Genomic DNA, 21,653 nt, shown 5'->3' on the forward strand with positions numbered 1-21,653 from the left:
CATTAAACGTATTTCTTTTAATCAAATAGTTTACTGACAGAAAGTTGTTCATGTACACGGATAATCGCTTCGCCTAATAGAGGGGCTACAGATAGCTGCGAAATCTTATCAATTCGCTTCTCTTCAGGAAGAGGGATCGTATTTGTAATCGCAAGTTCTTTAATTTTAGAGCTATCAATACGTTCAATGGCTGGACCAGATAGGACCGGGTGAGTACAGCATGCATAAACTTCCTTTGCTCCATTTTCGATAAGAGCATTAGCAGCAAGTGTGATTGTACCGGCTGTATCGATAATATCATCAATAATAATCGCTGTTTTGCCTTCAATATTACCAACAATATTCATAACTTCTGCTACGTTTGGACGTGGACGACGCTTATCGATAATCGCAATCGGTGCCTTCAAACGCTCTGCAAGCTTGCGTGCTCTCGTTACTCCGCCATGGTCAGGTGAAACGACAACAATATCATCCAGGTTTTTCTCTTCAAAATGTTTAGCAAGCGTCGGTACACCCATCAGCTGGTCAACTGGAATGTCGAAGAACCCTTGAATTTGGGAAGCATGGAGGTCGAGCGTAATAAGACGAGTCACACCAGCTACCTCAAGAAGGTTCGCCTTTAATTTAGCTGTGATCGGCTCACGAGAGCGGGCTTTACGATCCTGACGGGCATAGCCGTAGTATGGAAGCACAACGTTTATCGTTTTTGCTGAGGCACGCTTTAATGCGTCCACCATAATAAGAAGCTCCATAATGTTTTCATTTACAGGGGCACACGTTGACTGAATGACATACACATCACAGCCACGAATACTTTCCTCAATGTTAATCTGGATTTCCCCATCACTAAAACGAACAACCGAGCATTTTCCCATTGGAACTCCAATGTGTTCGACAATTTCTTCCGCAAGATCAGGATTTGAATTTAAACTAAAAACTTTCAAGTTTGGATCTAAATAGTTAGCCATTGGCCGGTACCCCTCCATTAATTAATCAATAAAATTAATTGTTCTTCGTTTTCGAAGCGTAGTCTTCTTTATTCGTCTGACGAGAGCGAGCAATAGACAGTGCCTGTTCAGGAACATCATCCGTAATTGTCGATCCAGCTGCTACAGTAGCGCCCTTGCCAACTGTTACTGGAGCAATTAAGTTCACGTTACAGCCAATAAACGCGCCATCTTCTACCTTTGTCAGGTACTTATTCGTGCCATCATAATTCACCGTAATCGAGCCACAGCCAAGATTCACGCCTTTACCGATTTCTGCATCACCTACATAACTAAGGTGTGAAGCTTTGCTACCATGACCCATAACTGATTTCTTCACTTCAACGAAATTACCGATTTTCACTGCATCACCAATTTGTGAAGCCGGGCGAACATGAGCAAATGGTCCGATATTAACAGCATCCCCTACTTCACTATCATGAATAACGGATTGTTTCACAACGCTTTTGCTGCCAACCTTGCTATCTTTAATCTCTGTATTGGGTCCGATTTGTGCTTCATCACCGATAATTGTTTTTCCCTGGATCATTGATCCGGGATAAATGACCGTGTCCTGTCCAATAACAGCATCAGGAGAAATGTATGTTTGCATCGGATCGATAAGCGTGACGCCGTTCTTCATATGCCTCTCGTTAATACGATTTTTCATTGCATGCTCCGCACGTGAGAGAGCAACGCGATCATTAATACCCATCGTTTCATCAAAGTCTTCTGTTTGATAAGCTGATACGATTTCACCTTGTTTTTGAAGAATCTCGATCACATCAGGCAAGTAGTATTCTCCCTGAGCGTTTTCGTTTTTCACGAGCTGTAACGTCTCAAAAAGTGTTTTATTGTCAAAACAGTATGTACCGGTGTTAATTTCAGTAACCTGCTGTTCACTTTCATTCGCATCTTTCTGTTCAACAATTCGCTGAACACTTCCATTCTCATCACGAATAATGCGGCCGTAACCAAAAGGTTGATCCGCATTCGCCGTAAGGATCGTTGCTTTTGCTCCTTCATCCTCATGATATGAAAGGAGGGAATCCATTGTTTCTTTCGTTATCAAAGGGGTATCTCCACACACAACAAGGGTGACGCCTTCTTTAGCGCCGAGTGTATCCTGCGTTTGCATAACAGCATGTGCAGTTCCAAGTTGTTCTTCTTGAAGGACATAATTGACACGACTACCAAGCTGGTCTCTAACCATTTCAGCTCCGTGACCGACAACTGTAACAATGTTCTCAAGCTTAAGTTCATCAAGCTGGTCAACAACATGCTCGACCATAGGCTTCCCACAAACAGGGTGAAGAACTTTATATAGCTTTGATTTCATACGTGTTCCCTGACCGGCTGCTAAAACAACTGCAAATCTATTCATGTATATGGTTCCTCCATTGTATCCTATTTTTCCACTATGACTATATCTCAAAAACCCCTTATTTTCAAGGACCATCCCTAAATCATTGGTATGTAAAAGAAGGATATAGGTCATAACATTTCACGATTTATGAATATAATTCATCTCAACACATAAAAAAAGCCCGGTCACATGACCAGGCTTTTACGTTCAAGAAGCTCCAGCTTCTTCATAAGCAGCTTCCATTTCACCAACACGATGGTATTCAGCTAATACGGCCGTTTGAATCTTTTCCCTTGTATTCGAGGAAATTGGATGAGCGATATCGCGAAACTCTCCATCTGGAGTTCTTTTGCTTGGCATCGCTACAAACATGCCGTTATTTCCATCAATGACCCGGATATCATGAACGACGAATTCATGATCCATTGTGATGGAAGCGATCGCGCGCATGCGTCCTTCCGTATTCACACGACGTAGGCGAACATCTGTAATTTCCAACTCGAGTGCACCACCTTTTTCCATTAATTAGAGCATATATGCACTATTCAACTTATGTACAAAAATTCCTTCTTCTAAATATAAAAAATGTTATAAAAATTTAGCTGCGTCTGCTCACATTACCCATCGTGCACAAAAAAGAAAGAAACTAAACCTTTAGAGACATAGAAAAACGCACCCATCCTGTGAGTGCGTTTCTTGATTAACCAACTAGCGCAATAACTTCTATTTCAATAAGGGCGTCTTTTGGAAGACGCGCTACCTCGACACATGATCTTGCTGGCTTATGATTTGAAAAGTATTCACCATAGATCTCATTGATCGCGCCAAACTGCTCCATATCTTTAATATAAACCGTTGTTTTTACGACACTTTCAAGAGATGCTCCTGCGGCTTCTAGAACCGCTTTTACGTTAGAGAACACCTGATGTGTCTGTTCTACAATGGTCCCATCTACCAGTGTCCCATCCGCTTTCAAAGGAATTTGACCCGAGCTGTAAAACATATTATTCACAATCATTCCTTGTGAATATGGGCCGATCGCTTCTGGTGCTGCTTTTGTGTATACTGTCTTCATTCGTTCTCCACCCCTTCAGTTAATTGAGTAAGAAACTTTTTATAATTCCCTGGAGCAACTTGAATCGTTCGTTGCTTCATATCAACTCCGCCAAGGTTCATCATTGAAACGTATTCTTCAACAAGACGTTCTTCCCCTTCGCCCTCTGCTTCTACGAGAACGCCAATGCCTGCGACGTATGCCTGAAATTCCTCCAAAAGATTCACCATTCCCTGAATCGTACCGCCAGCTTTCATAAAGTCGTCTACAATTAACACATTCGCACCCGGCTTTAAACTTCGACGTGCAAGTGCCATGGTTTGAATGCGCTTTGAGGAACCTGAAACATAGTTAATACTAACCGTTGAGCCTTCTGTAACCTTACTATCACGACGTACAATAACGACCGGTACATTCAAGTGACTTGCAGCTGCATAGGCAAGAGGAATCCCCTTAGTCGCTACAGTCATCACAACATCAATTTTGCGATCAGCGAAAACCGAGGCAAATAAGCGTCCGACTTGATTCATAATCTCAGGATTACCGAGAATATCTGTTAAATATAAATAGCCCCCTGGAAGAAGACGATCTGGACTCTCTAGAAAATCGCACAATTCGCCGACCACGCGATCCGCTTCCTCTTCGCTAATAAGAGGCATATACCTCACACCACCAGCGGCCCCAGGAACTGTGAGCAACGATCCAACCCCCTGTTGTTCAAAGTTTTCCTTTATAATGACCAAATCCTCGCTGATCGATGATTTCGCCGCACCATATCGCTCTGAAAAATAAGTTAATGAAACCAATCGATGTGGGTGCTCTAACATATACCTGGTCATATCTACCAGTCGAGAACTCCGTTTCATTTTCATAGAAGAACCTCCAAAAAATCCGAATAATTAATCATAATATATCATTAATGTACGGATTTATTCAAGGGTTCTTCTCGCCAAGTAATCGAACAGCATAAACTTGTCCACAAAAACCACGTAACCCGTTATAGATTCGCTGCATTCTCGATTCATGACGTGTAAGTCCAAATACGGTTGGTCCACTGCCGCTCATTAGGACACCATCTGCACCGAGGCTTTCCATTTTCTCTTTAATTTGACGAACTTCAGGATGAAGCTTCAAAGTGACATCTTCAAGTACATTCCCTAAGTTTTGACAAATCGCTTCATAATTCTTATCCTCGATCGCCTTAATCATACCCTGTACATCAGGATGTTTCATCTCTGCAGTTCGTAAACGTCTATAGACCTCTGCCGTGGATACCCCAATCGAAGGCTTAGCAAGAATCACCCAGCAGGGTGGAGGTGCATCAAGCGCATGGATAACTTCTCCGCGGCCTTTCGCAAAAGCCGTCCCGCCATGCACGCAAAACGAAACGTCTGAACCGATCTCAGAGCCAAGTTTAGCAAGCTCCCCATAGCTTAATCCAATACCCCACAATTCATTTAAACCACGAAGCGCAGCAGCTGCGTCACTACTACCACCAGCAAGTCCAGCAGCAACAGGAATTTGTTTGTCTATTTTAATTGAGATCCCCTGTTTAATTGAATAGCGCTTCTTCAAAAGCGCAGCAGCTTGATACGCAAGATTCCTCTGATCATCAGGAACAAATCCACTTGTCGACTCAATAATAACCTCATCACGCCTTAGCTCAGTTAGCTCAAGACGATCCGCCAAATCAACATTCGTCATAATCATTTCTACCTCATGATACCCATCAGAACGCTTATGAAGCACATCAAGCGCTAAATTAATCTTAGCCGGTGCTTTCACACTCAATTTTCTTCTCATCTCGTTCACCTACATTTTAGTTCTACCGTTCAACAATTTAACTTACTCCGAATTATTGTAACATAAACGAAAAGCGAAAGTGGCCTGTTTAAATCCGCAGGATGTTGGAGCTCCAGAAGATGAGACGTTTATTGTCTCAACTGAAGGAGCGAAACAGCCGGAGGATTTGGCCACTGCAGCTAGACACCGACAAGCGAAAGTGGTTGGATTAGGTCCGACAAGCGCTGGAGCCTCACAAATTGAACACCGTTTTTGTGTTCGAGTTGTGAGGTGAAGCGATCGAGGACCTGGCCACTGCAGCTGGATCTCATGAAAAGCGAAAGTGGCCCGTTTAAATCCGCAGGATGTTGGAGCTCCAGAAGATGAGACGTTTCTTGTCTCAACTGAAGGAGCGAAACAGCCGGAGGATTTGGCCCGCGGAGCAAAGCGGACACAAGCGTTTAGAAACGGAGATATTGGAACTCATACCTGAGAGCATCTCTAAATCAGAGAACACAAAAAAAGAACCCCGGATTCAAACCAGGGTTCCTTCGTCACAGGGTTCAGTGTTTTTGTTGGTTAGCCAGCTGTTCTTCAGCGAGTTGAATAGCGCGTTTCACGATGTTACCTGCATCGCGAGCTTTAATTCCACCCCAACCTTCTTTCTGAACCGTATCATAAAAACCAAGCTCTTTCGCAATTTCTTCTTTCAATTGATCGGACATCATGCCTCTGCGTCTGGCCATGCGAATCAAGCTCCTTTCCATCCTGTGACACACTTAGTGTTAGGATCGAAAGCATACGCTATACTGCCAATATGTATCCAGTAGAGGTAAATAGTGATGTTTTTCTCAAGAAAGCAAAAAAGCAGTTAGACCATTTGCCTTAACCGCTTACTGCCGCTTGTTCTTCGTTAAATGTAATTTGTACCGTATCTGTTAGAATGTCTGTGTAGCTGTACGACACACGCTCGAATGCGTTAGTGTCCTGATCCAGCTTAACTATGAACACTGCCGGGTAGGTTTCTTCAAGGATGCCTGAACGTTGAATTGTCTTTCTGCGACCACCGTTTGCTTTTAAGGTCAACCGTTTGCCAACCTGAGATTGTAACGTTTGTTTGATCTCAATAATCGTTTTTGCCATCGGAACCTCCACCTCACTTAGACAAATTATAACATCTTTTGCACGATCTTGTCAAATAAAACTTAAATTATAACAACGAAGCAAAAACAATGTCAATTGTTATTTGTTGAAGATGTGCATTTTTATTCTTCCACGGTTTGTCGAAAAATATGTATTTCCTAGTATGAACCTGCAAATTAAGAAAAGGATGGCATTCTTTTGCCATCCTTTTTTCTTATTCGGAGTATTCTTCATTTTCCCTCATTGGCATTCCTGTTCTGAGAATTCCTTTTGTTTCAACTCCCCCGAGTCCATCCTCTCCAGTCAATGTATTACGCAAGGCATCCCAGACGTTTACATGGTCTGTAAAAGAAGTAAGGGCGATCTTAGAAACAATAAAAACAGGATCAAGCATGTGAATATTAATACGTGAAGGAGAACTCGCGAAATTAGCTCCCGCCCGAATCAATGATTCAAAATGGGATTGACAGGCACCCGCAAAAATAACAAGATGGTCAAGGTTTGGAAAAACGGTTCTAACTTCTTTCACAGCACGAACAAAATAGCGTGAGTTCCGATAAGATTGGAGGTCTTTTTTCTCACCTTTATGTTTGACATAAGCATCATGACCAGTAATAACAAGGATATCGGGTCTCACGTTGTTCACAAGTTTGATGATATTCTCAGGAATTTCATTTTCTTTCATGTACAATCCATAAACAGGTACACCTAGACGCTTATACATTTCCAGACATTTACTTAAATATAATGGATCTCCATCAATATGGAGAATTTTTCCTGGCAATTCAAAAAAACTAGTCTCTTTCTTAAAATGACTCGTAGCCGAATATTCTCGTTTCATACGTAATAACTGATAATCTTGTCGAAACAAACGAAAGGAGTAGTCCTCCTTCTCTTTTGACTTTTTCCGTCTCATCTTATGCTCGCTTGAATCAATGAGTACAAGATCATCAAACGGTGCGTCCGCAATGAGCCTCATATCCTCACCAACAAGCTCCGCTGACTGGCTCGACTGATTCAGACGGGTAACCCGGAAGATTAAATCACAGCCGTATGAACGCCTGGCAACAATGTCTCCCTCTTTCATGGTCATTATCTTCCCCCCACGCCGCTTGACCTCTAAAGTAGTACGGTGGCTCCTTTATCTACTATATGAGTACTTCAGGAAAAGATGAATTTCTGGAATAGGTACCCTTTATCCGTAGACAAAACAAAAAACACCTCCTATGAGATGTCTTCGATTTCTTTCCTTTTATAAAAAGCATTGCTTAATGAAGCAAATTCCTCCATTGATAACGTTTCTCCTCGGCGCCTTCCGTCGATTCCAGTCTCAGCAAGAACTTCTTCAATCATCGGCTTTTGATCTTTACTGAATAAATTATTTTGTAAATTATTTAAAAGTGTTTTCCTGCGTTGACCAAAACTTGAGCGAATCACTTCAAAAAAGTATGCTTCGCTCAACAGGTCCACTGGTGGCTTCTGACGCAGTTCCAGATGAAGAACGGCTGAGTCCACATTTGGCCTTGGGACAAACACCGTTTTTGGCACGGTCAGGGCTGTTTTAGCTACAGCATGGTATTGTACTGCAAGTGATAAAGATCCATACTCCTTTGAGCCTGGTTTTGCAGCAATTCGTTCAGCCACTTCTTTCTGGATCATCACCACAATTCCCCGAACCGGTAGCTTTTCTTCTAAAAGCTTCATCAAAATGGGGGTTGTTACATAGTAGGGAAGGTTTGCAACAACCATCAGGTCCTGTCCCTCTTCAAATTCATCTGCTATAACTTGATGAACATTAGCTTCTAGAACATCACTATGCCTTACAGTAACATGAGGATATGGGGAAAGGGTATCCTCTAAAATAGGTAGGAGACGCTGGTCAATTTCAAACGCTACAACTTTCTTGGATCGCTTGGCAAGCTGCTCAGTCAACGCCCCTATGCCTGGACCAATTTCAATGGCACCCGATTCCGGTGTAAGCTCTGCTTGATCAACAATCTTTGTTAGTACGTTTGAATCAATTAAGAAATTTTGACCAAGGCTTTTCTTAAAAGTAAATCCGTATTTCGCTAATATTTCCTTTGTTCTAATCGGAGTTGATATTTCTTTGTTCATTTCTCTTCCTCCTGTAGCACTTCTGCCAATGCGCGGCTAAACTCATCTCTTGATATTTGAAACATCAGTAAACGTTTATACAGTTGCTTGCCATTCATATAACCCATTTGGAGACGTTCCCCGAGGGCTTTTCTTCTCGCTTTCGCATGATCACCTACGACAAGTCCTGCTGAAATTAAATCTTCCCACTCGATCAAAACGTCAGGTGTTTCAATCTCTTCTCTAACGGAAAGTATGGCATCCCGAATGTCCGAGGTAGAAGCATGCTCGATTCCCACTTTCTTACCATTGGCAGAAATCGCATGCTTTTTATTAAGAAAGGCATGCTTACAGGAAGGGAGACGTTCACTAATGATCTGTCTGATCCTGGTACCTGGATAATCCGGGTCAGTAAAAACGATAACGCCTCTTCTCTCCCAGGCTAATTCAATTCGTCGAAGGGTTTCCTCGCTGATCTCTGATCCGTTCGTTTCTAACGTATCCGCATCAAGCGCGCGCTTTACTGCAAGCGTATCGTTTTTACCCTCCACTACAATAATTTCTTTGATCTTCACGCTTTTTCCTCCGCTTTACTAAACATTTCACTTCTTATATTGGAACGATTTACTATTGAATTTCTTTTCTATAGTTTTCCTCATACATAGCTACTTTATCATACAAAAAACACAGAGAGAGATTGATCCCCACTCTGTGTTATTAGCATATCATATCTTCTTGCCTAGTTGAGAATCGTAATTTTGACAGACTTATTACCCCAGGCATATGCAGCTGATTTTGAGGGAAAGAACACATCAATTTTGTTCCCCTTAATCGCACCACCGGTATCAGCAGCAATCGCTGTACCATAGCCTTCTACATGAACCTTTGACCCAAGCGGAATAACGCTAGGGTCCACTGCGATAACCTTGGCATTCGGGTTTGCCTTTAGATTAACACCTGTCGACGTAATGCCGGAACATCCAGCACAGTTCGCTGTATAGGCAGTACTTGAAACATTTAGTACCCGTCCGTCAGAGGAGGGTTCAGATGGCTTACTAGTCTTTTCGGAAGCCTTCTTAGTAGTCTTTTCAGAGCTTTTCTCTGAAGTATTAACATTCGACGCTGAACTTGAACTACTTTTTGAAGCAGTTTGAATGATTACCTGAGTCCCAACAGCAACAATCTGATCGCTACTATTCTTAACAACTTCGGTTTTCTTTAGTTCTCGCGATACTTCCTTGCCATTTTCAAGAACGACTTCATAGTGCTTTTCTTGCTTGCCCTTTTCTCCGAACGCTACTATTTCTTTTTTCCCTTTTTGCATTGAACTATCTTTTTTCGTTACTGTATTATAATTAATCGATTCTTCCACTACATCGGTGACCTTTTCCACTCGAATTACGTTGATTTCGGAGTTCGCTTTAACTTCCTCATCTTTTCCTGGTTCAACGCGATCAAGCTCTCCAAGTTGTATATTCTGCTGTTCTAAAAAGCCAGCGACCGTAGTCGAAGTTGTCCAAACGTGATCTGGTTGTCCACCATCATTAATCGCTACCTGAAAGGCTTCATCTACTGCTATTGTCATGCCTTCCGTAAGCTGTTCATCCATCGAGACTGACAACTCATCATGTTCATTTACTTCTATATTTTCATCTTTTAACAATTCTTTCACAGTGTCTTTCGTTGACCACACTTGCTGCTCCTTACCGTTCATTGTCAATGTAACTTGAAAGGCAGGTTTCCATTCAATTTCGTCACCCGCATCAACTTGTTCTGATAAGTCATGGCTTATGTAATCATAATCTGCTAACTTAACTTCCTGTTCTTGCAATAATTCTTCGACCGTATTGGCATGTGTTTTAACAGGCTTCTTTTCCCCATCGAGGACAAGCGTGACAGAAGCTTTCGTAGTTTCAAACACGATAAAGCCGGAGACCAGACCCAGTACAATTAAACTTAAGCAAACCATGAATACGTTCTTTCCACTCTTCAACCGAGCAAAAATGTTTTTCATGTTCGATTTCATTGTCATAGATTCCTCCCTTAACCGACTGTGTTCCTGAAGAAAAGCTTCTCACGTAAGTCCCTAACTGCAAGATTAATAGAATCGAAGTCTGTCTATTATGCCAACATGATGGGGAACTAGCATTAGAGTTCTCATGGTGTCACTTTGTAAGCTTTTGTTTTTATTTATTACTTCAACAGTCTTTAATTAGCGAATACCAAATAATTGCATCGCATTTTCGGATGTTTTTCTTGCTAACTCTTCATAATCCATTTCTTTTAAATCAGCGATTTGTTCAGCAACAAGCTTTACATAAGACGGTTCGTTCCGTTTACCCCTGTATGGATGAGGCGCTAGGAACGGACAATCTGTTTCAATAAGCAAGCGCTCAATTGGAATTTCCTTTGCCACTTCTTTCGGAAGTTTGGCATTTTTGAACGTAACCGGACCACCTAGAGAAATATAGAAATTCATATCGAGACACTCATTTGCTTCCTCTACGGTTCCAGCGAAGCAGTGCATAATGCCACCAACTTCTTCAGCTTTTTCTTCTTTTAAAACATCAATAACATCCCGCGTTGCTTCACGATTATGTATGATGATTGGTAATTTCACTTTTTTCGCAAGTTGTATCTGCCTACGAAAAACTTCTTTTTGTATGTCATGAGGTGATTTATCCCAGTGGTAATCTAATCCCATTTCTCCTATTGCGACTACTTTCGGATGACCAGCGAGCTTTTCAATCCACTCAAGGTCTTCCTCTTTCATATCAATAGCGTCAACAGGATGCCAGCCTACAGCTGCGTAAATAAAATCGTACTTTTCAACCAGAATCATTGCCTGTTCAATTGTTTCGCGATCGAAACCAACAACAACCATCTTACTTACACCCGCTTCACGGGCACGTTCAATTACCTGTTCCTGGTCTTCGGAAAATTGTTCAACATTCAAATGCGTATGTGTGTCGAATAACATGTTAAAACTCCTTCTCCGGTTTAGTACGATGTTAGTGTACCAAATGTACTAGTTTTTTTCTAAGTCTAAACAGTTTCATTTCAGTTACAATTTGTTTACAATGGTTATGAAAGAAGATTGAATATTCAGTTTATTTGCTTGTCTTTGATAAGTTTACACGAATTTATTATTTAAAATTAAAGGAACTTTATTCATCAACAGAGAAATTTGGATTAGGAATAAAATGTGAATTTAAAAGTACTAAAGGCCCGATCTATTAAGATCGAGCCCAGAAAATCATTTATTTAATTTGAGTTCCGTTTGGCAGGCTTTCTGCAATTGTCGACAATTTTAATTCGCCTTCGTGTTCACCTGCCAGGATCATACCTTCTGATAGTTCTCCTCTAAGTTTCACAGGCTTAAGATTGGATACACATACAACTTTTTTGCCAATGAGATCCTCTGGTTTATAATGTTTTGCTATACCTGAAACAACCTGTCTTGTTTCATATCCAAGATCAAGTTTTAACTTCAAAAGCTTGTTTGCCTTTTTCACTGGTTCCACTTCAAGAACCTGTGCTACCCGAAGATCAACTTTTGAAAAATCATCTATTGTAATTTCTTCAAGATCTGGTTTCTCGATTGGAGGAACTTCTTTAACTGTATTACCACCCATTTGTTCAACAATATAGGCAACCTCTTCATCGCGATCAAGTCTTGGGAAAAGCGGTGCATCTTTTTGAACTGTTGTTCCTCCTAATCCCTTTTTGAAACCAAGTGAATCCCAGTTCGTAAGCTCGCCTTCCTGAATACCAAGTTGAGTCCATATTTTCTTAGGTGTTTGGGTTAAAAACGGTTGAAGCATAATGCCAACTTGTCTTAATGATTCAGCAAGATGGACCATTACAGCTCCAAGCTTTTCTTTATTTACATCATCTTTAGCGAGAATCCACGGCGCAGTCTCGTCAATGTATTTATTCGTACGGCTTATAAGCTGCCAGATGGAAGAAAGCGCAACAGAGAATTCCATGTTTTCAAGTGATTGTTCAACTTTAGTTATCGTGTCGTTAACCATTGAAACCAGAGTATCATCAAATTCTGTAACTGAGCCATTGTAGACTGGAACTTCTCCATCAAAATATTTATCAATCATCGCTACCGTTCGATTTAAGAGATTACCAAGATCATTCGCAAGGTCATGATTGATACGCTCAACAAAACTTTCTGGAGTGAAGACACCATCCGAACCAAATGGAACTTCACGAAGCAAGTAATACCGAAGAGCATCAAGGCCGTAGCGATCAATTAAAGTCACAGGGTCCACAACGTTCCCTTTAGACTTAGACATTTTCCCATCTTTCATTAGCAGCCAACCGTGCGCAAAAACTTTCTTAGGTAATGGTAATTCAAGAGACATCAACATGATTGGCCAGTAAATCGTGTGGAAACGAACAATTTCCTTTCCAACAAGGTGAACGTCAGCAGGCCAGAACTTATTATAAAGTTCATCATTTTCTGTCCCATACCCCAGGGAGGTGATGTAATTGGACAGTGCATCAATCCACACATAAATAACGTGCTTCGGATCACCAGGAACTTTTACACCCCAGTCGAAAGAAGTTCTTGAAACAGCAAGATCTTCAAGGCCAGGTTTAATGAAGTTATTGATCATTTCGTTCTTGCGAGACTCTGGTTGGATAAACTCTGGATTATCTTCATAAAACTTAAGAAGACGATCAGCATATTTACCCATTTTAAAGAAGTAGGATTCTTCTTTAACCTTTTCAACTTCTCGTCCACAGTCAGGGCATTTCCCATCGACTAGCTGCCGTTCAGTAAAGAAGGATTCACACTGGGTACAGTACCAGCCTTCATATTGGTCAAGGTAGATGTCACCTTTATCATACATTTTCTGGAAAATTATTTCAACAATGTCTTCATGACGCTTCTCGGTAGTTCGGATGAAATCATCGTAGCTAATATCAAGTTTATCCCATAGATCTTTAATTCCAGCTACAATATCATCTACGTACTTTTGAGGAGTTACACCCTGTTCCTGCGCTTTCTTCTGAATCTTTTGTCCATGTTCATCAGTCCCGGTTAAGTATTGCACGTCAAAGCCTCTAAGTCGTTTATACCTGGCCATTGCATCTCCGGCTACCGTTGTGTAGGCATGACCGATGTGTAGCTTACCGCTCGGATAATAAATCGGCGTTGTAATATAAAATGTCTTGTCACCCATGTTGCTTCCTCCTTGATTAAAACAGTGTTAAAAGTGAAACTTCCATCGGACGTTTAGGGACAGTTAATTCTCCGCCTAACGTCTTGATTGACTTACATTTTTAAGGTGAGGGAGTTACTGCCCCTTAAGGTGGATAAAAAGCTCCCGCCCATGTAGGACGAGAGCGTTAGCAACTCTCAGCTACAACTGCGATCACTTGCCTATCATCGCTGTGTACACTATGTGTATTGATATAAGTACGAGTTCTCTTCATCAAAATATAACTAATTTAAAGAAGAAATGCAAGGAAGCCAATTTCTCACAATTCCACCTACACAAATTTACAATTCATGTCGAAGAATATACAAGAAAATTGTCGAATTATCATAATATGGAGTTAAGAGTTACGAACAAAAGTGTTTCGGAAAGCGGTATAAATCCCCTTCTGGAGGAAATATTTACCCCTTTAAAAAGATTGACGCTAATGGGAAACACTGGTATTATATAAAACATAAATAGAGAAATTTGTCGAATATTGACGTATATCATAAAAAAATGGGAATAGGGGAGTTAAAAAATGAAATCTACTGGAATTGTACGTAAAGTTGATGAACTTGGCCGTGTTGTTATTCCAATCGAACTACGACGCACACTAGGAATCGCAGAGAAAGACGCTCTAGAAATCTACGTTGATGACGAGCGTATCATTCTAAAGAAATACAAGGCTAACATGACTTGCCAGGTAACTGGTGAAGTATCTGACGATAACCTTGCAGTCGGTAATGGAAAACTTATTCTTAGTCGCGAAGGCGCTGAGCAAGTTCTTGAGGAAATCCAAAAAGCTCTATCGAAATAATAAAGATATGTTTAAAAGCTCCCGCCAGCACTGGCAGGAGCTTTTTTTGCGTATTCTGTATTTCTCATCATGATTCCACATGGTAAGCCTGGTAAACCTCTCTTTTAGGTAATTCTCGATCCAATGAAACCTGTTTGATTGCCTCTTTACTTTTCTTTCCTTCATTAACATAGTGTTCTACATGCTCATGAAGTGATAGGGTTTCCCACCATTGCTCCACCTCAATGACTTCTCCCTTACCACCTTCAACGATGACACAAAACTCACCGCGTATCTCGCTCTGTTCACACCATTCCAGTACCTCTTCTGCACTTCCCCTGATAAACTCCTCATATCTCTTCGTTAACTCTCGTGCGATAATAATTTGTCTATTTCCAAGGACTTCAAGAATTGCTTTCATCATTTCCTTTAATCGATGTGGAGCTTCGTAGAAGAGAACAGGTGAAGCTATCCCCTTTAAGCCATCGAGCTCTTTCTTACGCTCCTTTTTCTGTCTGGAAAGAAACCCATAATAATAAAAATGAAATGTTGGCAACCCTGAGGCGATAAGGGCCGTAATCGCGGCATTAGCTCCGGGCAGTGGAATAACAGGAATTCGTTCTTGAACACAAGCGGAGACGAGTTCATACCCGGGATCAGATATAGCAGGCATGCCAGCATCACTCACAAGTGCAATGTTTTGACCTTCTCTCAAACGTTCAAGCAATTTTGGTCCGCTCGCTTCTTTATTATGATCATGATAACTGGTTAATCTCGTTTCAATTTCAAAATGATTAGTTAGCTTTTTGGATTGCCTCGTGTCTTCTGCTGCAATAAGGTCAACTTCTTTTAAGGTTTGCACCGCACGGAACGTCATGTCATTTAAATTCCCTATTGGCGTGGGAATGAGATAAAGTTTACCTGTCTCGCTTTCTTTGTAACTTTGCTGACTCCACATGATTTTGCACCTCTTCTTTAATAATCTTTTCCTTTTGTGTGCGTGTTAATTGTTTAATACGGTATTCTTCCTGCATTGCTTCACGTTTTGTCATAAACGCCGCTTGATACACGAGTACGAGCGGTGTCCTTCCTCTTGTATACTTTGCCCCTTTTCCGCCTTCATGTTGAGCAATCCGCCCTGAAAGGTCATTTGTATACCCTGTATAATAACTACCATCTCGGCATTGAAGGATGTAAACTACATGATTAAAGCTGGTCATAGACCGCTCTCATTTCACTTGTATAGGTGCTATCGTCCTGATAAACAACGAAAGGCGGAAGCACTTTGAGATCGGGCTTTCCGTCTTTTATCCCCTCAATTAAAAGCGTATTAGCTTCTTTCCCACGCTTCGGATAGACAAGCTGCATTCTTTTAGGTTCAATTCGATATTTTCTCATCAATACCATAATATCAAGTAATCTCTCGGGACGGTGGACAAGCGATACTTTCCCACCCTGTTTCACAAGGCTACTACAAGAACGAATCACATCCTCAAGCGTACACATTACCTCATGACGTGCAATTGTTAAATGTTCATTCAGATTACGCTGATCCCTGCGTTCACTTTTAAAATAAGGTGGGTTACAACTAACCGCATCATAAGATTCTCTCTTAAGGTTGGTTGGAAGATGACGAATGTCCTCGTGGTGCAGAGTAATTTGGTCATTAAGATTATTCAAATCAACACTACGTGTGCCCATTTGAAAAAGTCTCTCCTGAATTTCGACTCCCTCAATTGGTACCTGGCTTTGTCTCGAGAAAAGGAGAGGAATAATCCCGTTCCCCGTACATAGGTCAATGATTTTACCGCGCTTGATCGGCACCCAGGCAAAATGAGCGAGAAGTATGGCGTCAAGAGAGAATGAAAAGACGGTTGGACTCTGGATAACCCTAAGTTCATTTTCAATGATGTAATCGATACGTTCATCATCATTTAAGTGCATGATGGCGTTCTCCTATCTGTTTTTATTCTTTCTAGGGGGTTCTCATCTTTACTAATTACTAGTGAGTCTTTTTTAATTTTAAAAAAGGTCTTCCCAGATATGGAAAGACCAGATCACTACTTTTTATTTAAGAACGACAGGCAGAAGAGGCAATCTCCTTCTGTTCGAATGCTTCCATAATGGAGATTGCAGATATGAAAGCCCTCTTGATAAAGACGGGCAAGATTATCGTAGCCTTCTCCAACTTCTGGCTTTCCTCGCTTCTTGCTGCCAGATGACTTACCTTTTGGCTCAGAAGTTTGCTCTAACCGCTCTCGCAAGTGGTGATTCTCAATTTCGAGATGGTGATTTTCTTCCAGCAAGGCTGCAAGATGTTCTTTTAGTTCGCCTAATTGTTTGTATAAGTCACCAATCTGTTCTTCCATTGAGCTTACACGTGAAAAAACTTCTTTTTTCTCCACTTCCGTTCCACCTCAATCAATCTGTGGCTTGCGTAGATACTGCGCCGTCTTGTATTAATTCATCAAGCGTATATTCTGTAACGCGATTTAGTTCAAATAATTCAACTTGAACTAGGCGTTCTAGAATATTTAACCCGACAACTTTTCCTTTGCCCTGACCGGTATGGATCGTCTTCCCAACGTCTGGAAGTTCCTTTTTACCGAACTCATAAGCATCATTCTCATACTTCAGACAGCACATTAATCTGCCGCACAGTCCAGAAATTTTTGCAGGGTTTAAGGAGAGGTTTTGATCTTTCGCCATCTTAATCGATACAGGCTCAAAATCTCCAAGCCATGTCGAGCAGCAGAGCATTCTTCCACACGGACCAATACCGCCGAGCATTTTCGCTTCATCTCTCACACCTATTTGACGCAATTCAATTCTTGTTCTGAAGATCGAAGCGAGGCCTTTAACAAGCTCACGAAAATCGACTCTTCCATCTGCCGTAAAGTAAAAAATAATCTTATTGCGATCAAATGTATATTCAACATCAACAAGCTTCATATCAAGCTTGTACTCTTCAATTTTAGAAACACATACATCAAAAGCTTCTTGAGCAGCGTTTTTATTATCTTCAACCGCAAGCCTATCCTTCTCATCAGCAATACGGATTACCTTTTTAAGAGGTAAAACGACATCCTCTTCATCAACCTGTTTATTAGCTAAAACGACTTTACCGAATTCCACACCTCTTGCCGTCTCGACTATGACAAATTCCTTGTCGGAAACTTGAAGGCTACCCGGATCAAAGTAATAGATCTTACCCGCTTTCTTGAAGCGAACACCGACTACTTCATACACAAACTTATCCCTCCCGTAACCTGAGCACTAGCTGTTCCATCACAAATTGCGGATTCGTGTTGGCGCTCAGACGTCTTTTGGCATCGAGTATCGCCATCATATGCTGGCTTATCTTCTTTCTTCCGAATTGAAGGGCGTAACGTTCGAGCTTATCCTTCTGATCTGCATAGACAATTCGATTATCCTGCAGTTGTATTTTCATTAAATCCTTATACCAGAAAAGCATAAGGTTAAGTCCCATATCCTGCTGCGTTTTATCCTTAAAATGTGCTAGCCATTTGTCATGGATCGTTAGGAAAACCTGATGAGGTCTTTCCTTCAACTCTTCTCCCAATTGTATCACTATCTCTCGCGCCTGTGCAAACCACTCATCAAGTGCTAATTCCTTCGCAGCTCGCTGATCATTCGTTAATTGGGAAGCTATCTTAGCAAGATAAGAAGGTACACTATCGGCCACCAACGCTTCCTCGACCCCTTTCCTAGATAGGGGTCGGAATGTAAGAACCTGGCACCTAGAATAAATAGTAGACAGAATATGTTGCTTTTGTTCAGTTAGTAAAATAGCCATTGTCATTTGCCCCGGCTCTTCAAGAAACTTAAGTAAGCTATTTGCAGCCTGGGTTGTCATTCGATCTGAATGATTTAAAATATAGACTTTCTTCCGTGATTCCACACCTAAATAAGAAAATTCTTTTTGCAGTTTACGAATCTGATCTATTTTAATTGACTGTCCGTCCGGCTCAATTAAGTGAAGATCTGGATGGTTCCCAGAATCAATACGTTTGCAATCTTTACACGTTTGACATGGATCAATCCCAACTCTTTCCTGACAAAAGTATGTTTTCGCGATATGAACAGCCAGATCTTTCTTTCCAGTTCCGGCCCCTCCATCAAATAAATAAGCATGGGAAAGTCTATCCTTTTGGAAGCTATTCATGACCATTCGAACAACGGTCGGTTGGCGTTCTCTTAATTCATTCCAATTTGTCATGTCTATCACTCATCCTACCGTACAATTTAGAAGTGATGGAACGCTTCTACTGGAAGCACAAATACTGTTGCTCCACCAACCGAAACTTCAACCGGATACGGAACGTATGAATCCGCATTTCCTCCCATTGGAGACACCGGCGCTACCATCTGCTCCCTGCTTTGACAATTATCTTTTATTATATCGAGTAGCTTTTGAACGCGGTGATCTTCTGTACCAATGAGAAACGTGGTATTGCCTGCACGTAAAAATCCTCCAGTTGTCGCAAGCTTTGTCGCCTGAAAGTTATGATCAACCAGGGCATTTGATAAGCGATTGCTATCCTTATCTTGGACGACCGCCATTATTAATTTCATATCTACCCCTCCCCGGGCAACAAGCCATTTACCCGTTAATTAGTTATTCCTACAATAGTTATCCCACAGAGTTGTAAAATCCTTTATTATGTCATGAAAAATCTCTTCGACATTTTTCTCACCATTCACAAGCGTGATGCGATCATTATTTTGCTCATATAATTCCAGAAACGCCTGTCTAACTGTCTCGTGATAGTCAGTCCCTTTTTGCTCAATTCGATCCAGTTGATTGCGAGCAGTCATTCGCTCTTTTCCAACAGAAACTGGCAGATCAATCATATAGCTACGATCGGGCGATAGGCCGCCTGTCGCAAATTCATTAATTACTTTTATAGTCTCAACATCAAGCCCAAGTCCAACCCCTTGATAAGCAATCGATGCATCTACAAAACGATCGCAAAGAACAATATAGCCCTTATCGAGCGCAGGGATAATTTTCTCCTTCACATGCTGTGATCTAGAAGCGGCATATAATAGAACCTCTGTCTCATCTACCATCTCTTTATGAGCTGGATCTAAAATGAGTGATCGAATCTGATCGCTGATCTCCGTTCCGCCAGGCTCCCTTGTATGGATAAAAGGAATTTCTTCTCTTGTTAGATACTCAGAAAGTTTCTGGACCTGCGTCGATTTACCAGCGCCATCCGGTCCTTCGAATGTTATAAATAAACCTTTCAATGCCTTACTCCTCTTCTATTGCGATCTCAATGGTATTTTCCTTCATCCCCTGAACATGACCACCACCTTGGACAACGGCTTCTAACAGTCTAATAACATCAGTAGACAACCGTTCTCCAGGCATTACCACTGGAATACCCGGGGGATATGGAATAATTGCTCTAGCAGCAACTAGATGAGCTGCCCCTTTTAATTCTATCTGCTTTTTAGTCATCGTCTCCAACTTTACAAAAGAATAAGCAGGAGTTGTAATATCTTCACCCACTAAGTTATGGAATGGGAATGCCTTTCTAGGTTGCTGCTGCTTCGATACAATCCGTTCAAATGCCTCTATTGTTTCTTTAAACTGCTCCGGCACAAATGCAAGTGGCAGGACGAGCAGAACATTTAAAGGATCAGCCAGTTCGACAAAAATTCCTTCTTGCTCCAGTTTCCGAGCTAACTCATAACCGGTTAGCCCATCGATTTGAACCGTTAGTTTGAGAGGATCAAGTCTCTCAAACGCCGTACTAAATTCTCCAATTACTTTGACTCCGTTCATCTTGCCGAGCTGTCTCTTAATCATCCTTATACCATCAAGGATTTGCTCAATATCTCCTTCTGAAAGCGAAGCAAGATAGAGTCTGGCTAAATCAAGGGAAGCCATGATAGGATATGAGGGACTGCTTGACTGAAAAATTTGAAGGTAATCATTAATGGCATCTCGATAGGTATCGTTTCCAATGTGTAGATAAGAGCCCATTGTCATAGCAGGAAGTGTCTTATGTGCAGAGTGAACCACTACATCCGCCCCTTGTCTGATAGCACTCCCAGGAAAATAAGCATCATTAACAAAGTGAGCTCCATGTGCTTCATCTACTAGAACGGAAACTCCATTATCATGTGCATACGAAATGATTTCCTTCAGATTCCTGCTCATACCGTAGTAGTTAGGGTTTGTCAGAACAATCACTTTCACCTCAGGATAAAGGACCAATGCTTTTTGAAGCAAAGCTAGTGTGATCCCTGTTGCCACCTGACTATCGGGTTCAAGTTCTGGGGAAAGAAAAATAGGATTAGCTTTTGATAGACGCAAACCGTTCCATATTGATTTATGACAATTCTTTTGAACGAATACGTAATCGCCTTCTTTACAAATCGCCATCAACATTGCAAGATTCCCTGCAGTTGACCCACCAACTAGAAAGCGACTGTCTATACTCCCATAAAGGTCAGCAGTAAGCTCCTCTGCTTTTCTGATTGGCCCGTCAGCGGCATGCAAATCATCAAGACCTGTGAGCTCAGTTGCATCAATTTCCAGTAGACTTTTATAAACCTCGTCCGCACCCTGGTAAGTTGAAAAAACAATACCATTCTTATGCCCCGGCACATGGTAAGAAACCGGTCGTGACTCTTTCCAATTCATTAACGCCTCAAACAAGGGGGCTTTATCTACTTCATCCATTTATTCCACTTCACTCTACTAGAAATTTCGTTAATCTCATATTAGTATTCTATCATTATCTGAGTAACACGAGAAGTGTAGCCCCCGTTAGTTCTATTATTGGAAAATACCGCTTTTGTATCATTCATTCATCAAATCCGATGGAAAACAAAAAGCAGATAGCTTTTTTTACAGCTATCTGCTTATGCTAAGCGACTAAGTCGCAGTTTCCGCAACTTCTCTAAGTAATACTGATAATTTTCATGATTGGTATCTGTTTCAATTACTTTACGTTCGCAATCATGGCAAATAAAGCGACCGCATATATGAATCCCTCTTATACTAGTTTCTTCACATACGAGGCAGCATTCACCAGCAGTCTGTCTCATTGTATTCTCCATCCTTCCACCTCCATGATAAAAGCTTTGCCCAGTTATGATGGATTTATACAAGTAACACGCCTTTTTAAAATAAAATTCATTTCTATCTATGAGTATGTAGACCAAACTCATCCCG

Annotated in this window: 27 protein-coding genes; 3 read left to right on the plus strand and 24 right to left on the minus strand. The window is 41.3% G+C overall.

The window, feature by feature from the left end:
* Positions 1-17: 17 nt before the first annotated feature.
* The 6 genes from ABFG93_RS11280 to ispE all read right to left on the minus strand — a co-directional run bounded on the left by ABFG93_RS11280 (position 18) and on the right by ispE (position 5,209).
* Positions 18-968: a ribose-phosphate diphosphokinase gene (locus ABFG93_RS11280; RefSeq protein WP_347548148.1), complete on the minus strand. Its 951-nt coding sequence runs from the start codon at positions 966-968 to the stop codon at positions 18-20.
* A gap of 34 nt (positions 969-1,002) precedes the next feature.
* A complete protein-coding gene (glmU, locus tag ABFG93_RS11285; RefSeq protein ID WP_347548149.1) occupies positions 1,003-2,370 on the minus strand; it encodes a bifunctional UDP-N-acetylglucosamine diphosphorylase/glucosamine-1-phosphate N-acetyltransferase GlmU in 1,368 nt (455 codons plus the stop codon).
* Between the two features lie 189 nt (positions 2,371-2,559).
* Positions 2,560-2,850: a septation regulator SpoVG gene (gene spoVG / locus ABFG93_RS11290; RefSeq protein WP_098445913.1), complete on the minus strand. Its 291-nt coding sequence runs from the start codon at positions 2,848-2,850 to the stop codon at positions 2,560-2,562.
* A gap of 202 nt (positions 2,851-3,052) precedes the next feature.
* A complete protein-coding gene (locus tag ABFG93_RS11295; RefSeq protein WP_347548150.1) occupies positions 3,053-3,427 on the minus strand; it encodes a RidA family protein in 375 nt (124 codons plus the stop codon).
* Positions 3,424-4,278: a pur operon repressor gene (gene purR, locus ABFG93_RS11300; protein ID WP_347548151.1), complete on the minus strand. Its 855-nt coding sequence runs from the start codon at positions 4,276-4,278 to the stop codon at positions 3,424-3,426. Before purR ends, ABFG93_RS11295 begins: the two co-directional genes overlap by 4 nt.
* Positions 4,279-4,339: 61 nt before the next feature.
* Complete coding sequence (gene ispE, locus ABFG93_RS11305; protein ID WP_347548152.1) at positions 4,340-5,209, minus strand: 4-(cytidine 5'-diphospho)-2-C-methyl-D-erythritol kinase; 870 nt, start codon at positions 5,207-5,209, stop codon at positions 4,340-4,342.
* Positions 5,210-5,288: 79 nt separating this feature from the next.
* Here ispE and ABFG93_RS11310 point away from each other — a divergent pair, with 79 nt between their 5' ends.
* Complete coding sequence (locus tag ABFG93_RS11310; protein WP_347548153.1) at positions 5,289-5,483, plus strand: hypothetical protein; 195 nt, start codon at positions 5,289-5,291, stop codon at positions 5,481-5,483.
* A 48-nt stretch (positions 5,484-5,531) separates the two neighbouring features.
* The gene (locus ABFG93_RS11315; RefSeq protein WP_347548154.1) at positions 5,532-5,681 is read left to right on the plus strand and encodes a hypothetical protein; all 150 of its coding nucleotides are present in this window, start codon (positions 5,532-5,534) and stop codon (positions 5,679-5,681) included.
* Between the two features lie 70 nt (positions 5,682-5,751).
* On the opposite strand, the gene ABFG93_RS11320 is transcribed toward ABFG93_RS11315, so the two are convergent.
* The 8 genes from ABFG93_RS11320 to metG form a co-directional block, all read right to left on the minus strand.
* Positions 5,752-5,934 carry a small, acid-soluble spore protein, alpha/beta type gene (locus ABFG93_RS11320; RefSeq protein WP_347548155.1) on the minus strand — a complete coding sequence of 61 codons (183 nt, stop codon included), beginning with the start codon at positions 5,932-5,934 and terminating at the stop codon, positions 5,752-5,754.
* A 139-nt stretch (positions 5,935-6,073) separates the two neighbouring features.
* Complete coding sequence (gene veg / locus ABFG93_RS11325; RefSeq protein ID WP_098445908.1) at positions 6,074-6,331, minus strand: biofilm formation stimulator Veg; 258 nt, start codon at positions 6,329-6,331, stop codon at positions 6,074-6,076.
* 214 nt (positions 6,332-6,545) lie between these two features.
* The gene (gene yabG, locus ABFG93_RS11330) at positions 6,546-7,424 is read right to left on the minus strand and encodes a sporulation peptidase YabG (RefSeq protein ID WP_347548156.1); all 879 of its coding nucleotides are present in this window, start codon (positions 7,422-7,424) and stop codon (positions 6,546-6,548) included.
* Between the two features lie 131 nt (positions 7,425-7,555).
* Positions 7,556-8,446, minus strand: a complete 891-nt coding sequence (rsmA, locus tag ABFG93_RS11335) for a 16S rRNA (adenine(1518)-N(6)/adenine(1519)-N(6))-dimethyltransferase RsmA (RefSeq protein ID WP_347548157.1) — start codon at positions 8,444-8,446, stop codon at positions 7,556-7,558.
* On the minus strand, positions 8,443-9,000 hold the full coding sequence (gene rnmV / locus ABFG93_RS11340) for a ribonuclease M5 (RefSeq protein ID WP_347548158.1): 558 nt from the start codon (positions 8,998-9,000) through the stop codon (positions 8,443-8,445). Before rnmV ends, rsmA begins: the two co-directional genes overlap by 4 nt.
* 164 nt (positions 9,001-9,164) lie before the next feature.
* Positions 9,165-10,457 carry a ubiquitin-like domain-containing protein gene (locus ABFG93_RS11345; protein WP_347548159.1) on the minus strand — a complete coding sequence of 431 codons (1,293 nt, stop codon included), beginning with the start codon at positions 10,455-10,457 and terminating at the stop codon, positions 9,165-9,167.
* Positions 10,458-10,637: 180 nt separating this feature from the next.
* The gene (locus ABFG93_RS11350) at positions 10,638-11,405 is read right to left on the minus strand and encodes a TatD family hydrolase (RefSeq protein WP_347548160.1); all 768 of its coding nucleotides are present in this window, start codon (positions 11,403-11,405) and stop codon (positions 10,638-10,640) included.
* 280 nt (positions 11,406-11,685) lie between these two features.
* Positions 11,686-13,626, minus strand: a complete 1,941-nt coding sequence (gene metG / locus ABFG93_RS11355) for a methionine--tRNA ligase (protein ID WP_347548161.1) — start codon at positions 13,624-13,626, stop codon at positions 11,686-11,688.
* Positions 13,627-14,182: 556 nt separating this feature from the next.
* On the opposite strand from metG, the gene ABFG93_RS11360 reads away from it, so the two are divergent.
* Complete coding sequence (locus ABFG93_RS11360) at positions 14,183-14,461, plus strand: AbrB/MazE/SpoVT family DNA-binding domain-containing protein (RefSeq protein ID WP_347548162.1); 279 nt, start codon at positions 14,183-14,185, stop codon at positions 14,459-14,461.
* Between the two features lie 67 nt (positions 14,462-14,528).
* Here ABFG93_RS11360 and rsmI read toward each other — a convergent pair whose 3' ends face one another.
* From rsmI to ABFG93_RS11410, 10 genes are all read right to left on the minus strand, one after another.
* Entirely contained in the window at positions 14,529-15,398 is an 870-nt protein-coding gene (gene rsmI / locus ABFG93_RS11365; RefSeq protein WP_347548163.1) for a 16S rRNA (cytidine(1402)-2'-O)-methyltransferase, read from the minus strand.
* On the minus strand, positions 15,358-15,660 hold the full coding sequence (locus ABFG93_RS11370) for a GIY-YIG nuclease family protein (protein ID WP_347548164.1): 303 nt from the start codon (positions 15,658-15,660) through the stop codon (positions 15,358-15,360). Before ABFG93_RS11370 ends, rsmI begins: the two co-directional genes overlap by 41 nt.
* Positions 15,647-16,384 (minus strand): tRNA1(Val) (adenine(37)-N6)-methyltransferase, encoded by a 738-nt coding sequence (locus ABFG93_RS11375; RefSeq protein WP_347548165.1) that lies wholly within the window; start codon positions 16,382-16,384, stop codon positions 15,647-15,649. Before ABFG93_RS11375 ends, ABFG93_RS11370 begins: the two co-directional genes overlap by 14 nt.
* A gap of 116 nt (positions 16,385-16,500) precedes the next feature.
* The gene (gene yabA, locus ABFG93_RS11380; RefSeq protein ID WP_347548166.1) at positions 16,501-16,845 is read right to left on the minus strand and encodes a DNA replication initiation control protein YabA; all 345 of its coding nucleotides are present in this window, start codon (positions 16,843-16,845) and stop codon (positions 16,501-16,503) included.
* Between the two features lie 16 nt (positions 16,846-16,861).
* Positions 16,862-17,689 carry a PSP1 domain-containing protein gene (locus ABFG93_RS11385; protein WP_347548167.1) on the minus strand — a complete coding sequence of 276 codons (828 nt, stop codon included), beginning with the start codon at positions 17,687-17,689 and terminating at the stop codon, positions 16,862-16,864.
* 4 nt (positions 17,690-17,693) lie between these two features.
* Positions 17,694-18,680 (minus strand): DNA polymerase III subunit delta', encoded by a 987-nt coding sequence (holB, locus tag ABFG93_RS11390; protein ID WP_347548168.1) that lies wholly within the window; start codon positions 18,678-18,680, stop codon positions 17,694-17,696.
* 26 nt (positions 18,681-18,706) lie between these two features.
* Positions 18,707-19,036, minus strand: a complete 330-nt coding sequence (locus tag ABFG93_RS11395; protein WP_347548169.1) for a cyclic-di-AMP receptor — start codon at positions 19,034-19,036, stop codon at positions 18,707-18,709.
* 39 nt (positions 19,037-19,075) lie between these two features.
* A complete protein-coding gene (gene tmk / locus ABFG93_RS11400; protein WP_347548170.1) occupies positions 19,076-19,714 on the minus strand; it encodes a dTMP kinase in 639 nt (212 codons plus the stop codon).
* Between the two features lie 4 nt (positions 19,715-19,718).
* The gene (locus ABFG93_RS11405; protein ID WP_347548171.1) at positions 19,719-21,158 is read right to left on the minus strand and encodes an aminotransferase class I/II-fold pyridoxal phosphate-dependent enzyme; all 1,440 of its coding nucleotides are present in this window, start codon (positions 21,156-21,158) and stop codon (positions 19,719-19,721) included.
* Between the two features lie 182 nt (positions 21,159-21,340).
* On the minus strand, positions 21,341-21,538 hold the full coding sequence (locus ABFG93_RS11410; protein WP_347548172.1) for a sigma factor G inhibitor Gin: 198 nt from the start codon (positions 21,536-21,538) through the stop codon (positions 21,341-21,343).
* Positions 21,539-21,653 lie beyond the last annotated feature (115 nt).

It is taken from the genome of Pseudalkalibacillus hwajinpoensis, assembly GCF_039851965.1.
Lineage (GTDB): Bacteria > Bacillota > Bacilli > Bacillales > Guptibacillaceae > Guptibacillus > Guptibacillus hwajinpoensis_E.